We start from the raw sequence: 14,274 nt of genomic DNA, 5'->3' as shown, positions 1-14,274 counted from the left end.
CGCCGCCGTCCGCGCCGAGATCTTCGGCGTCACCGATGGGCCGGTCCACACCGTGAACACCCTCACCCTCACGGTCAAGGAGCTGGGGCCGCCCCTGGTCAGCAGCTCGCTGGTACAGGGCCGCCAGGTTGTAGTGCAGGTCGCGGCGGGTCGAGTCCACCTCCAGCGCCCGCACCAGGGCCTCGATGCCCCGGTCCAGGTGCCCCAGCGCCCCATGGGCTGCCCCCAGGTTGATCAGCGCCACGACATGCCCCGGGTCGCGCGCCAGTACCTGCTCGAAGCGCTCGATGGCCGGCGTGTGCTGGCCCGACAGGTGCAGCGCCGTCCCCAGATTCAGCAGCACGCCAAGGTTTCCGGGGTCGGCGTCGAGAATCGCCTTGTAGGCGGCGATGGCGGCCGGGTAGTCGTTCTTGCGCAGGGCGTCGTTGGCCAAGCGCAACTGGCGGGCGAAGTCCTGCTTCTCCGGCTCCTGACGTCGCCACGGCAGCTTCATCGGTGCCCTCCGTGAGCCTCTTGGCCGCGGCGGCAGTATAGCCCACACTCGTGACCCGGAGCAAGATCATGCGTCTCATTCTCCGCAAGCCAATCCACCTCTCCTGCGACTCCGCCGCAACCTGGGCCTGGTACGGCGCCACCCAGGCGCTGGGGATGCTGGGAGTCACGTATGACGAGAGGGCTCCCGAAGGCGGGCTGGAACAGCCCTACATCATCATAGACCCCGCGCGCGGGCAGCTTTGCCTCAACTGCGAGCCCGATGGGGAGCCGGCTGACTTGCCGACCGCCGACATCGCCCGGGTGACCCACGAGGCCTGTCTTGCGGGCCCGACGGTGGAGGAGGCGCAGGTGCTGCCTCTGATGGGACTGCCGCGGGCGGCGGGAGCAGGCGTCGCTGTGGGTGAGATCAGGCGGCTCGACGGCGCAGCGCCCCCGGCCCCCTTCCTCACCGTCGCCCAGGAGGGCGATGCCAGCCGCATTCACCTCGCCGGCCGCGTCTTCGAGACGATCGGCCTGTACCTCTCCCGCTTCAGTTGGGCCGGGGATCCGGGGTGGCAGCGCTTCGTGCGCGAGGTGGACGACCTGTGGGACCTGCAATTGCGCGAGCGCTGGGGCGGGCAGGCGGTCGTCGATGACTACGTGCAGATTACCGCCGGGCTGCTCTGTCAGCTCTGCGCCGAGGCCGGCGAGCCGCTCGTGACCGTCTGGCCGCACCCCTTCCGTGACGGCCAGGTCAAGCGCCAGGGCTTCCTGGTCAGCCACGACGTGGACCAGCTCTTCGCTGACCAGGCGCTGCGCACGCAACTGGACCAGAGCGCTAACCCGCGCTTCTTCCCACCCCGCTGGCGCCAGTTCGAGAGTGACCTGAACATCCGGTCGGCCTTCTACCTCTTCTGCGCCAAGCCCGGAGAGAAGTACTGGCTGGAGCCGAACTACAGCATCGCCGACCCGGCCGTGTTGCGCGAGGCGCAGGCGTTCCTTGAGGGCGGCTGGGAGGTCTCACTGCACCAGATCAGCCACGAGACCGCCGCGGAAGTACGGGGAGAAGTGGAGTTCCTGCTGGAGATCCTCGGGCTGGACCGGCCCACCGGCACCCGCAGCCACCACCTCAAGCACACCTTCGACACCCTCGCCCACAAGGCCGCCGCCGGGCTGCGCTATGATTCCACCTGGTACGCCGAGCAGGCAACCAGCGGCCTGCTGTGCGGCACGCTGCTGCCCTTCCGGCCGCTGGATTGCCGCACGCTGGAGCCGGTCGGCCTGTGGGAGTTCCCCTTTGTCATCGAGGATGGCATTGTTTTCGGGGTCTATGGCGAGGGCACGGGGCGCGACGTGGCGGGGGCCATCGCCAATGGCAAGCCCCTCCTCGACCTCGCCGTCGCCCACGATGGCTTCGTCTGCTTCAACTGGCACCAGCGCACGTTCTCGCAGATGAGCAGCTACCCGGGCGTGGCCGACTGCTGGCCGCCGGCGATGGCGGGGCTGATCCGCGCCCTGCGCGACCAGTCACCGGCCACGTGGAACCCGCTGCCGGTCGAGCTGGCCGACTGGTGCTCTCGCCGTGAAGGGGTTCGCGTAACGGCCGCGGAGGGCAAGGTGACCGTGCACAACACCGGGAACTGCGACTGCGATGACGTGGTGCTCTGCCTCCACCTCCCGCGCGGCCAGGGCTGCCCCCTGGAGGCCATCGGGCGGGACGTGCCGGCCGGAGCGGAGTTCCTGGGCCATCAGGGATCGCGCTGCCTGTACGCGGTCCCCTTGGTCGTATGCGCCGGGCAGACGGCCGAGCTCATCATCCAGGGCAGGGCGCCATCCGTAGGATGACGGGGCCCCGCCGCGGGGCCTCGTTCGGGGTGGCTGAGCCTCCCCTTGCCGACCAGTGCCGGCGTCCCGCCGGCCCAAGGCGACTGGCCGCAGTGGCTGGCGAGACGCCAGCACTGAACCCTACACCCGTCCAGTGCCGGCGTCCCGCCGGCCCCGGACGATGCGCCATGTTGGCCGGCGAGACGCCGGCACTGAGATCACGTACGGAGCGGATAACCATGCGCAAACTCGTCTCCCTGACGCTCACCATCCTCGTGCTCTCCTCGGTCCTGTGCGCGCAGGGCGAGGCGCGGCTGGCGGACTGGACTTACCACACCGACAGCCGCTATCTCGGCGATGCCTACGTGGACAAGACCGGGGCCATGCTGTCGGACGGGGACACCAAAGGCCTGGTCATCTACGCCACTGGCGGCACAGTCATCGGCGTGGACCTGGCGCAGCGATCGCGCCTCAGCCGCGTGGCAGTCGTCGTCACCCGGCCCAACAACAACTACAAGCTCCGCGACTTCCGCGTGCAGGCTGATGTGTTCGGCGACTGGCGCGATGTCGGGCGGACGGCCGGCTTCTGGGGCGACACGAAGGAGCGCACCTTCCGCCTGGAGGTCCCCAACCTCGATGTCACCACCAGCCGGCTCCGGCTGGTCTTCAACAACCCCAGCGTCCTGTCCGTGGCGGAGATCGAACTGTTCGGCCAGGCCGCCACGCAGCAAGTCGGGGCGCAGTTCAACCTGCCGGCCGTGAACGACCCGAAGCCCTCAGCCCGCGAGCAGGATGTGGACGGGGACGGCAAGCCCGAGGTGATCCTGGAGAACGACCAGGTGCGCCTGGTCTTCGCGCCGTTGGCGGGTGGCGTGTGCCGCAGTCTCCTGTTCAAGCCGGGGCAGCAGGAGTTTGCCCTGTCGCAGGACGCGGGCTACGGCATTCTGCGGGACCAGCTCTGGGCGCCGCCGTACATGTTCGCCGACCGCCCGTACTCCTGGCGCGTGGGCGGCGACGCCAATGGCGCCTGGGCCGAGCTGAGCGTCGGGGGCGCGGGCGGCATGATGAGCTTCACCTCACTCAGCAAGCGCATCGAGATCAGCCGCGGCAGCGCCGCGGTCCGGGTCCATTACAAGCTGCTCAACGACCCCTCCTCGCAGACCGACTACACCTACGGCTTCTGGGTGCACAACTTCCTGGGCGCCCTCGGCCAGCCCATGCGCTACTTCTTCCCCACCGAGGAGGGCGTCCAGGAGCTGCCCTTCCCGCTACCCAAGGGTGAGAAGCAGTCCGACTTCTGGTGGAAGGACCCCGTACGTGGCTGGACGGCCGTCTGCGGTGAGAACGGGGTAGGCCTGGCGACCCAGGCCGACTACAAGTACGTGAACTGCTTCTACAACTGGGCGGGCACGGGCTATCCGGCCGCCACCCACGAGTGGCGCTACAACCGCCTCCCGCTCAAGAGCGGCCAGACCTTCGAGACGAATGTGGCGCTGTTGCCCTTCAGCGGCCTGACGCGCGTGGACGGCGTGGTGGAGGACGTGATCGGGAGCATTGACCTGACGGCGGCGGCGGGGCCCGCCGCACAAGACGCGGCACCCGCCGCCTGTAGCGTCAGACTCATCCCCACCTCCCCCCAGACCGCTGCGACCACGGGCCTGATCCGCTTCAGGCAGCTCCCCTCCGGCGCGTGGCAGGAGTTGGGCAAGATCGAGATGGCCGCCGGCAAGGGGGCCGAGCAACAGGTCAAGCTCGGGACCCTCGCCCCGGGCGGCTATGTGCTCAACGTGCAACTCCAGCGCGCCGGGAAGGCGCTCGATGACTTCGAGCGGCCGTTCTCAGTCGGCGGGGCCCAGGTGGCCTACCACCGGGCGCCCCTCGAGCAGCGCGTGGGCCTGGCGGCCGAGGAGAAGGCCTCCCTGCCACGCCATGACCTCTCCGACGAGATCGTGACCCCGCACGTCGAGTGGGCCACCCCGCTGCCCGGCGGACCGATCAAGGCCCTCGTGCTGTGTGACGACTTCGTGGCCCGGGAGGTCATCGAACTCAAGCAGCGCCTGCAGATGGACCTGACCTACGTCAAGTTCCGCACGACCTTCTGGACCGAGGAACTCTACTGCGGCGACCGCTCGATCTCCACGCCCGACCAGGCCAACAAGCGCCTGCTGGACTACCTGAAGGCCAACAAGTACGACTTGCTCATCCTGTCGGGCTTCAACTGGGGCAAGCACTTCAAGCCCGAGACACAGCAGGCGATCATGGCCGAGGTCAAGGGCGGCGCGGGGCTCATCCTGATCGAGCCCGACGGCTTCACCGAGGCCGACGAACTGGCGCCCATCGCCGGCATCGCCAAGACCCGCAGCATGTGGGCGTTCTCGAAGTGGCAGCGCGGCGAGCAGTCGCCGCTCACCGCGGGCCTGCCGTGGGGCAAGCTGCCCGCCACCCGCTACATGGACTACACGAAGTGGCCGGAGGGCCAGGTGCTCGCGACGCTGGACAAGGGCCAGCCGCTGCTGGTCACCAACCAGTTCGGCGAGGGCCGCACCGCTGTCCTGACCTATGACACGCTGACCCACGACATGTCCTACCGGGGCTACGCGGGCTTGATCCCCATCTTCTCGTACCGCGGCGGCTTCCTGCGCGACGACTACAAGAGCATGACGGGGGACTACTGGGAGCCCTACTACGCGCTGCTGTCGCGGCTGTCGGTATGGGCCGCGAAGCGCGACACGGGCGTCGAAGTCGTCTCCCTCGAGCCGCTGGCCCAGCACGACTACGGGACCCAGGTGGTCCTGCCGCTACGCCTGCAGGGCGGCACGGGCGCCTACACCGTGTCGGCCCAGATCGAGAACCGCTTCGGCAAGCCCGTGCAGGAAGTCAGGGCCACCTACCAGCCCGGACAGGGCCAGGTGGACCTGCCGGTCCCGCCGTTCCTGCCCGACGGGCTGAACACGGTCAATGTCATCGTGAAGGACAAGGCCGGGGCGCACGTCGCCTGGGCCCAGACGACCGTGACGGCCTCCGCGCCTGCGTCGCTCAAGGCGCTCACGCCCGAGAAGACCACGGTCATGGGCACGCGCCCAGACCGCAAGGGCCAGCTCTTTGACGCTGCTTTCGCGCCGACGGAGCCGCTCAAGCTCACGGTGGCCGTCAATGCCGTCGAGCCGCTCTCCGGCGGCCTGAGCCTGCGCGCCCGCCTCTATGACACCCATCGCCGCCTCCTCTTCGAGGAGACGCGCCCCCTCACCGCCGCTGGTGACCAGGTCTTCACCGCGACGCCGACGGAACTGCGCTCGCAGGGCCTCGAATGGGAAGTGGCGGCCCTCGGCCCGCGGGGCGAGATGGACTTCGCCTCCACCCGCGTGCTCTGTGTCGCCCCGCGTGACTGGGACCGCTTCCGCCTGACCAACTGGGGCGGCGTCTTCACCTGGCGCTCGGAGTACCTCAACGACGCCCTCGCCCGCCTGGTGGAGCCGCTGGTGGATACCTCGTTCGGCGGCACGACCGAGAACGGCACCGGCAAGACGTGGCTGAACATGTGGCACAACATCGGGTATTCAGACCTGGGGCTGCTGGGCTACATGGGCAAAGACGTGCCGGACTTCATGGAGGCCAAGTTCGCGGACAAGGCCACCAAGTACGCCCAGACCAAGGACAAGCAGTACCTGGTCCGCACGCCCTCGCTGGCCGACAAGGCCTGGCGCGCGAAGGTCATGGAGAACATGGTGCGGCGGGCAACCGACGACCGGCAGTTCGGCGGCGCCTACGACTACTGCATGGGCGACGAGATGTCGCTGACGTACTACACCCGCTACTTTGACTTCGACTTCGACCCGCGCAACCTCGCCGACTTCCGCGATTGGCTCAAGCTCCGCTACCCCAATCTGGCAGACCTCAACGCCGCCTGGGAGACCAACTTCGCCACCTGGGACGAGGTCATGCCGATGACCCTCGACGAGGCCCGCCAGAAGGCCAACGCCGCCCCGTGGGCCGAGTTCCGCACCTTCATGAATGACTCCATGGCCGGCTTCTGTGCCGAGATCCAGCGGAATATCGGCACGGTGGACCCGCTCGTCCATGCCGGGCTGTCGGGCACCCAGGAGCCCCGCGCCGGCAACGGCATGGACTGGTGGAAGATGTCGCAGGGCTTCAACTACTACCATGCCTACAACACCGGCTGGTCCAACGAGATGCGTCGCTCGTTCGCCCCGTATACCGGGGTGCAGCAGACGCCGTACTATGCCGGCTACTGGCAAGCCGGCCGGGCCATTGAGTACAACATGTTCTGGTGCCTGCTCCACGACACCGCCAGCGTCAGCGCCTGGGACACCAACGTCATGTTCTACAACGACTTCACCTACGCCGAGGGCGGGCGGGACACGATGGCCCTGTGCCATGAGTTCAAGCGCGGCCTGTGGGACCTGATCCGCACCGGCCAGTGGCAGCATGACGGCATCGCCATCCAGTACAGCCAGGACGCCATCAACGCCGCCCAGCTCGTGGCCAAAGAGGAAGAGCACAAGGACGTGCGCGACGTCTGGGTCAAGCTGATCGAGGACCTGGGCCTGCAGTACAACTTCGTAGCCACCCAGCAGATCGAGGGCGGCCTCCTGACCCAGCCCAGGAACGACTTCGAGCGGTACAAGGTGCTCATCCTGCCCGAGGCCATGGCCATCACGGAGAAGGAGCGGGCGGCCATTGAGGCGTTCGTCAAGGCCGGCGGCACCGTCATCGGCGACTTCAACATCGGCCTGTTCGACGGCCTGTGCCGCAAGCGCCCGGCCGGGATGCTCGACGGCCTCTTCGGCGTCAAGCGCGAGGGCCAGGCCAGCACGGGGCTGGACCTGGAGGTCAAGCTGCCCGGCGCGGAGGCGCAGGGCGTGAAGCTCCCGGTGGCCGAGGGCATGGTCGCGGCGGGGGCCACGAGCTACGGCCTCACCGCTGCCGAACCCCGCTCGCAGGCGCTGTTCGCCAACCAGGTCGGCAAGGGCAAGGCGTGGTACCTGAACGTGGACTTGCGCCAGTACGAGGACGAGCGCACCTTCCACACCCCCGGCGAAAAGCAGATACGCGCGTTGCTCGGGACGATCCTCGCACAGGCCGGCGTCAAGCCGTGCTGCAGCCTCAGCTTCGCCTCCGGCCAGCCGGCGGCCCTAGAAGTCACGCGCCACCGGGCGGGTGACCTGCTCTTCCTGGGCTTCGAGCGCCCCGGAGGCGACAGCGACGAGCTCGCCACGATCAGGCTGCCACAACCGGCTTTCGTCTATGACTGCCGCGAGGGCGAGAGCCTCGGCAAGCGGGGCGAGATCAAGGCGACCTTCGCGGGCAAGCAGGCGCGCGTGTACTGCCTGTCGCCCCTGCCGCTGGCCGCGCCGCAGCTCGCGCTGAAGGCCGCCGCCGCGAAGCCGGGGGCCACGATCGGCTACACCGTGGTGCTCAAGGGCGGCGCTGACACGCGGCGCCAGGTCGTCCACCTGACGGTCCTGGCGCCCGACGGCACCGAGTACCGCGACTACGAGCGTAACCTGCTGCTGGGCAGCAAGCCCGCCACCGGCAGCTTCCAACTGGCCCTCAACGACCAGGCCGGCACCTGGCGCGTCATCGCCCGGGACGTCGCCAGCGGCCAGGCCGCCGAAGCCAGCTTTGCCGTGAAGTGATCCAACCATGGCCTGGTTGAAAATCAGGAGTTCTGTCTGATGGATAACCTCTGTACCGACCTGAAGCAGTTCGGCGTTGTCGGCGACGGTGTCGCTGACGACGCCCCGGCCCTGCAGCGGGCCCTGGACGAGACGCGGGGTGTGTTCTTCCTGCCCCCCGGTGACTATCGCCTGACCCACGGCTTGAAGGTCCGCCTCGACCAGCGCGGTCACACGGCTGTCCGTTCGGCGGGGGCGCGGCTGCTGAACCAGTCCCCCGAGCCGGCGCTCCACGTCATCGGCACCCACACCGGGAGCGCCAGCCCGGCGGAGCTGACCGACGCCGTCGGCGCCCATGAACTCATGCCCACGGTATGCGACCTGGAGATCGTTGGCGGCCACGGGGGTGACGGCATCCGGCTGGAGCGCACTTACAAGGCCGTCGTCTCGCGGGTCACGGTGCGCGACTGCGTCCACGGCATCCACATCCCCAACCACAACCGCAACATCATCATCGCCGACTGCCACCTGTACCGCAACTACGGGATCGGCGTCTTCCTGGACAACGTGAACCTCCACCAGATCAACATCCACGGCTGCCACATCCAGTACAACTACCGCGGCGGCATCAAGATCGTGGAGGGGAACGTCCGCAACGTCCAGATCGTCGGCAATGACATCGAGTACAACCGCAACCCCGATGACGCCTCCGAGCCGGCAGGCGACGTGTGGTTCGTGGCCGGCCCCATCGGCATCCGCGAGGGCGCCATTTGCGGCAACACCATCCAGGGCGTCCCGACCCAGGACGGCGCCAACGTGCGCCTGGAGGGTATCAGTCCCCAGAACATGCTGAAGGTGGGCCTCCTGACCGTCAGCGGCAACCTGATCACCAGCCAGCAGGTGAACATCCTGTGTCGCTATGCGCGCGGGATCGCGCTGGGGGACAACATCCACATCTCCGGCCACGAGCGCAACATCCGCCTGGAGGACTGCGAGCAGGTGACGATCACCGGAGCCGTGCTGGACAACAACCCGGACTACCGGCCGGCCGCCCCGGGCGGGATCGAGCTGAACCGCGTCCAGGGCTGCACCGTCACCGGCGTCATGGCCGAGAACTGCCGCGAAGCCCTGAGCGCCACGGCCTGCAGCGGCCTGAGCGTCACCGGCTGCTGCTTCCGCAACACGCAGGGACGGGCCCTCAACCTGATGAACTGCTCCGATGTCGCCGTCACCGGCTGCGTCTTCCCCGACACCGCCGGGAACATGACCGAGGCGCTCGCGCAGGAGTTGTGCGAGCGCGTCACCACGACAGGGAATGTGATCTAATGGCCGCTCCGGACTTCTACTTCGCGATCAACGCAACGTTCCGCTGGATTCACGACAACTGGGGGGAGGCGGGCCTGCGGCAGTACTGGGAGGCCCTCGGACGCGAGCACCTCGCCGATGTGACCGAGCGCTTCCGCCAGGGCGGCATGGCCGCCGTGCGCGAGTACTGGCAGGCGTTCTTTGACGGGGAACCGGGCGGGGACGTGTCCGTGGCGCACGATGGGGACACCGTCACCATCAGCGTCCGCACCTGCCCGGCGATCAAGCACCTGCGCGCCCACGGTCGCGAGATCATGCCCCTGTACTGCCAGCACTGCCAGGTAGTGTCGGAGGCGATGTGCGAGGGCGCGGGCATCGGCGTGGACGTGCAGGGCGGCGGGGGCAGTTGCGTGCAGACGTTCCGCCAAGGGGTCTGTCCCCGGAGGGACGGCGGCAGCCGGATCGCAGGGGACTGACCCCGCCAGCCAACGAGAACACGGGGTCAGCCCCCTCCCGGACCTGCGGTCCGTGCGGGGACAGACCCCTTCAGGAGAGCACCATGATCGGTTGCGCTGAGTTCATCCTGGGGTATGACTTCACGTTCGAGTACTTGCGCCGCACGTACGGCCCGGAAGCCGTGGTGCGCTACTGGCAGGAGTGCATCTCGGCGGACTCCCAGCGCCACGCCCGGGAACTCATCGTGCCCAAAGGCTTCGACGGCATGGCGGAGTACTGGGGGCACACGCTGGCCGAAGAGGAAGCCGGCTACACGAGCGCGCGTGCAGACAACGTCTTCCGCATTGACATGTACGCCTGCCCGTCCCAGGGGCTGCTCAAGCAGCGGGGACAGGAGCACTACGCGGACTACTGCGAGCACTGCATGGGGTGGCTGGAGCCCCTGGTGGAGGAGGCGGGCTTCGTCATCCACCACGAGCACAACCACAACTGCATGTGCTGGTGGGAGATCGTCCCCCGCGTGGGCGGGACGTGTGCGCCCACGCGACCGGGCGAACTCGCGGGCCCGGACGACATCCGCCTCAAGCCCGGCTGGGACACGGGGCGCATTGACCGCTGGGTGGGCAGCGTGCGCACGTCCTAGCCGCTAGCTATGGCCGACGGGGATCAGTCGCAGTGTGCCCCGTGGCCGCGGTGGCCTCCGGCAAGGCCGGACAGGACGCCCAACACGATGGCGACCTTCAGGGCCGTCAGCCACGATATGCTACCTGCCACGAGGCCCTGGGCCACTGCGCCCGGGAACAGGTCCGGGACGGTCCAGGCCCACAGCAGCTTGACGACCAGCAGCATCACGACGCAGACCAGGCACGCCACGACCAGTCCACCGGCGACCATTCCGAATACCTTGGCGGCTGTCATATCGCCCTCCTTCGGCCCGGCGTCCGGGCGCAGCTACTCCGCGAAGTCCATCCCTTCGACGGTCAGGATGCGGTTGGGGTGCTCGGGCAGCGAGGCCAGCGCGTCTTCGGGGATCGGGAAGACGCCCGCGATCAGCCCGAAGTGCTTGCCCTCATCGCCGCTCATGCCCTGGAACTCCCTGGCCAGTTCCTGCAAGCGCTCCTGGAACTCGGGAATGCGCTCCGGCGCGCACTGGATGCCCAGCACGTGTAGCGAGACCCCTTCCCCGTTGGTGCTCTCCGCAGAGTACCGCAGCATGTCCAGAAAGTTCTGGATCAGACCGACACCGAACTCGGAACTGGCCTTGCCCACGATGTCTCCGGCCACAAACCGGTCGGCCACCGCCCGGTAGAACTTCTCCAGCGCCCCGCGCACCTCGCGCTTCTCGACGATCTCGATCAGCCCCGCGCGCTCCAGCATCTTGGTGTGGTAGTGCGTGGTCTGCGGTGACTCGTGGATCATCTCGGAGAGTTCCTTGACCGACGCCTGGCGCTCGGTCAGGATCTCCAGGATGCGCATCCGCCGCACGTCCCCCATGGCTGCCACAACCTGTTCGGTGGTCTCCAACTGCTTGGTCGGGCTCATCTGCTTCACCCCTCCGGGGTAACAACCATTCCCATGAGCCCAGTATGTACAACAACTCCGTAATTGTCAATACTCCGCGTATGGTCAGGCTTTGTGGAACGTTACGGCATGTTTGTCCATTAACACAGGCGCGGCCCGTATGCTCAGGACGGCGAACCGAAGGCCGGGTGAGCGGACCACAGGTCTAGAGATGGCTGCGTAGGGTCTGCGCCGCACCCTCGGGTGTCGCGTCAGGCAGGACCAGGTAGAAGGGGGTCTCGCCCAGCTCAAAGGACTTGTAGCCCCACTCCGCGCCGCAGATGTCGTAGGCCCGGCTCCAGTCCGGCACGTGCATCTGATGGCCGTCCCCTTCTGCCCATACCACCGCCACATGGCGGGCCGGCCTGCCGGTCAAGCGCAGGTGCCGGGGAGCCTCAAACAGGCATCCCCGTACGTCCTCCCCGAGCTTCAGGTCGCTGCTCACGCACTTCGGCCTCTCCCCCAGCAGGTAGGCCATCGCCGCCTGCGTGACCGCGATCTTGTGCGGAGCCCCGGCATACTCGAAGAAGATGGTGGACCCGATGTCGTAGTTCAGCCGCGTGGTCCAGATGTGGTAGAAGATCTTCTCCACCCCGCCCGCCAGCATCAGCACACACGCCCGCGTGTTCCACACCGCCTGCAGCCACTCGCTCTCGAGCAGGTTCGGCCAGTTGCGCTTGATGGGGTCGGGGTCATCGTCGGCATAGTAGGCGAACTCGGTCATCCAGTAGGGCCTGGTCCCTCCCTGCGCCTGCGCCATGCCGTTCAGCCGCTGCAGGTCCGCCGCCACGCCTTCCGGGGCGCCCCCGGGATACCAGTGCAGGCTCACCTCGTCGCAGCTCCGCAGGCCGCCCTGGTCGAACATGGCCTGATAGAGCGGGAACATGTCGGGCATGGCGCTGTAGCCCCCGATGACGTGGCAGGTCGGGTCGGCGCGCTTGCACCCGGCATACACGCGTTGCAGCAGCGACACGTAGTCTTCGGGCTTGTAGCCGGCGCTCTTGGGCAGCGAGTAGTTTGTGAAGATCGACTCGTTGAAGACCTCCCAATACCGGATGCGGTCCTGGTAGCGCTCGACGCACGCGGCGGCATAGGCCTCCAGGGCGGGGAGGTCACTGGGGACGTACGCCTGCCGGATGCGGTTGCCCGGGTAGCCTGTCTTCTTCAACTCTGCGGGCGCGGTCGAGCACCACTCCGCCGACGGGAACGGGAACATGCACAGCACGTTCATCCCCAGCTTCAGGGGACGGTTGATCTGGAAGTCCACCGCGTCGAACGTGAAGCGGCCCTGCTCCGGCTCGACGTGGTCCCACTTGAGCGACCAGTCGCGCACCCACGAGACCCCGAGCTGCTTGACCAGCTCCAGTTGCCCGTTGTGGGCGTACGCGTGGTTGATCCCGAAGGCGCTGTTGGCGGGGTTGGGCGGCGTCAGGCACACCGCCCCGCGCACGCTGGTCTCTGTTGTCGCGCCGGGGGACTTCACGCTCACCTTCACCCGGTAGAAGCCCGGCCCGGGCAGCGGCGCTTCCCACGGCACGGCATTGGCGCCCGTCTTCAGGGTCAGTTGCTTCGTCTCCTCGACGACGGGCTCGTCGCTGAAGCCGGAGGCCTGGAACAGGACCGTGGCCGGCGTCGGGGCGGCGGAGACGACATCGGCGCTGAAGGCCACTTTGGCCGGTACGGGGGTGCCGCACGAGTGCCAGAACGGCCGGGCAAGGACTTCCAGCGGCCGGGCAGCGAAGTCCGTCGGCGCGGCCCCGACTTCAAGCTGGGCCCCGTCCAGATAGACCACGGTGCCGGCGAAGTCCGCGCGGTTCTCAGCCGTGAACGTCGGCCCGATCTGCGGCACGGCCAGGTCGGCCGAGGCCCTGGCGGTGAAGGAGTAGCGCTGCCAGTCGGTGGTCACGCTCAGCTTCTTCTCGCCCCACAGGCCCGGCCCGTTGAGGCCAATGCTGGCGGGCGCCCCGGCCTTGCTGGCTTTCATGTAGACCGAGAGCGTGTACGTCTCCCCCGGCTTGATCGGTACGAAGCCGATGGTCTGCAGGCGGGGCTGCTCCTGGGGCTTGGCGACCGGATCGAAGTAGTCGAAATACGTGCCGTACTGAGGGTCATCGGGGCGCCAGGTGATCGCGGCACAGTTGCTGCCCTCCAGGCCCTGCCCTCGCGCCACGTCCCAGCCATACGTCCAGAAGTTCGCCAGCCCCCAGCCCCCCAGCGCCTCGAAGCCCCCGTTGGGCAGGAGGTTCCTGTGGCCGATGTCAGGGATGACGTTGCTGCGCGGGGGCGGAGGGATCTCCCGCAATGCGAGGTCGGACACCCACAGCGTCCCCGTGGTGGTGAACCAGATCTGGAACCGCGTGGTCTGGCTGCAGGTGTGGTCGGCGCGGAACTTCGCCTTCAGGTCGCGCCAGCTCTGGCGCGGGCTGAAGGACTGCCACAGTCCGAGTTGCTTCCAGCCGTTGGTGTCGTGCAGGCCCACGTACGCTGTGCTCAGCTTCTCGCCCCGGTACCGCAGGCGGCACTCGTACCAGTGATCGGCCTCGACCTTCACCACGCCCGTCTGGCAGAGCATGGCATGGCCGCTCTCGTAGCGGGTGCAGGACAGGCGCTGGGCGAAATGGCCCGCCGCGACAGACTCGAGCCCGAAGCTGACATCCAGCTTCTCGCGCGCGGCCCCCGGCTGGTACTCCCAGTTGTCGGCAAGGCCGTCGCCATTGCCGTCGCCGACGAAGCCGGGGTTCGTGAGGAGGTTGGGTGACTCCTGGGCCGCGAGCGGGCCCAGAGCGAGGACGAGCAAGCTCAACCACAGCCAGCGGTTCATGGGGGTGGCCTCCTGGTGAGTATGCTACGTTGAGGTATTGTGGGGACGGAGGGGCGATTCCTGCCGCCGGGGAGGTGGCTTCCATGGCGGCTGGCGAGGGAGCGACGCTGAGGTGGAGGATAGAAGCAGGGGTACAGAGGATGCGGGCAGAGGGGAGCACAGATGAGGGGAAAAGGGGAATGGGTGGTGTGGGAGCGG

9 protein-coding genes are annotated in these 14,274 nt (G+C 67.9%); 5 read left to right on the top strand and 4 right to left on the bottom strand.

What is annotated here, in order from left to right; translation table 11 throughout:
* Positions 1-493: tetratricopeptide repeat protein (locus tag LLH23_20325; protein ID MCE5240816.1), on the bottom strand; the 493-nt coding region annotated here is incomplete at its 3' end.
* 68 nt (positions 494-561) lie between these two features.
* Here LLH23_20325 and LLH23_20320 point away from each other — a divergent pair.
* The 5 genes from LLH23_20320 to LLH23_20300 all read left to right on the top strand — a co-directional run bounded on the left by LLH23_20320 (position 562) and on the right by LLH23_20300 (position 10,338).
* The gene (locus LLH23_20320; protein MCE5240815.1) at positions 562-2,319 is read left to right on the top strand and encodes a hypothetical protein; all 1,758 of its coding nucleotides are present in this window, start codon (positions 562-564) and stop codon (positions 2,317-2,319) included.
* A 218-nt stretch (positions 2,320-2,537) separates the two neighbouring features.
* Entirely contained in the window at positions 2,538-7,955 is a 5,418-nt protein-coding gene (locus tag LLH23_20315; GenBank protein MCE5240814.1) for a beta-galactosidase, read from the top strand.
* A gap of 39 nt (positions 7,956-7,994) precedes the next feature.
* On the top strand, positions 7,995-9,260 hold the full coding sequence (locus LLH23_20310) for a right-handed parallel beta-helix repeat-containing protein (protein ID MCE5240813.1): 1,266 nt from the start codon (positions 7,995-7,997) through the stop codon (positions 9,258-9,260).
* The gene (locus LLH23_20305; protein ID MCE5240812.1) at positions 9,260-9,715 is read left to right on the top strand and encodes a hypothetical protein; all 456 of its coding nucleotides are present in this window, start codon (positions 9,260-9,262) and stop codon (positions 9,713-9,715) included. Before LLH23_20310 ends, LLH23_20305 begins: the two co-directional genes overlap by 1 nt.
* A gap of 83 nt (positions 9,716-9,798) precedes the next feature.
* Positions 9,799-10,338, top strand: a complete 540-nt coding sequence (locus LLH23_20300; GenBank protein ID MCE5240811.1) for a hypothetical protein — start codon at positions 9,799-9,801, stop codon at positions 10,336-10,338.
* A 23-nt stretch (positions 10,339-10,361) separates the two neighbouring features.
* Here the strand turns inward: LLH23_20300 and LLH23_20295 are convergent, their stop codons facing one another.
* From LLH23_20295 to LLH23_20285, 3 genes are all read right to left on the bottom strand, one after another.
* Complete coding sequence (locus LLH23_20295; protein ID MCE5240810.1) at positions 10,362-10,613, bottom strand: hypothetical protein; 252 nt, start codon at positions 10,611-10,613, stop codon at positions 10,362-10,364.
* Between the two features lie 33 nt (positions 10,614-10,646).
* Entirely contained in the window at positions 10,647-11,237 is a 591-nt protein-coding gene (locus tag LLH23_20290) for a winged helix-turn-helix domain-containing protein (GenBank protein MCE5240809.1), read from the bottom strand.
* A 184-nt stretch (positions 11,238-11,421) separates the two neighbouring features.
* The gene (locus LLH23_20285; GenBank protein ID MCE5240808.1) at positions 11,422-14,076 is read right to left on the bottom strand and encodes an endo-1,4-beta-xylanase; all 2,655 of its coding nucleotides are present in this window, start codon (positions 14,074-14,076) and stop codon (positions 11,422-11,424) included.
* Between the last annotated feature and the right edge of the window lie 198 nt (positions 14,077-14,274).

It is taken from the genome of bacterium, assembly GCA_021372615.1.
Taxonomy (GTDB): Bacteria; Armatimonadota; Zipacnadia; order Zipacnadales; family UBA11051; genus JAJFUB01.
The sequence above is the reverse complement of the archived record's forward strand: the minus strand, read 5'-3'. Positions and strand labels throughout refer to the sequence as shown.

Coding starts and splice junctions, on each gene's coding strand:
- LLH23_20320 (MCE5240815.1), top strand. CDS start 562: ATGCGTCTCATTCTCCGCAAGCCAATCCACCTCTCCTGCGACTCCGCC.
- LLH23_20315 (MCE5240814.1), top strand. CDS start 2,538: ATGCGCAAACTCGTCTCCCTGACGCTCACCATCCTCGTGCTCTCCTCG.
- LLH23_20310 (MCE5240813.1), top strand. CDS start 7,995: ATGGATAACCTCTGTACCGACCTGAAGCAGTTCGGCGTTGTCGGCGAC.
- LLH23_20305 (MCE5240812.1), top strand. CDS start 9,260: ATGGCCGCTCCGGACTTCTACTTCGCGATCAACGCAACGTTCCGCTGG.
- LLH23_20300 (MCE5240811.1), top strand. CDS start 9,799: ATGATCGGTTGCGCTGAGTTCATCCTGGGGTATGACTTCACGTTCGAG.
- LLH23_20295 (MCE5240810.1), bottom strand. CDS start 10,613: ATGACAGCCGCCAAGGTATTCGGAATGGTCGCCGGTGGACTGGTCGTG.
- LLH23_20290 (MCE5240809.1), bottom strand. CDS start 11,237: ATGAGCCCGACCAAGCAGTTGGAGACCACCGAACAGGTTGTGGCAGCC.
- LLH23_20285 (MCE5240808.1), bottom strand. CDS start 14,076: ATGAACCGCTGGCTGTGGTTGAGCTTGCTCGTCCTCGCTCTGGGCCCG.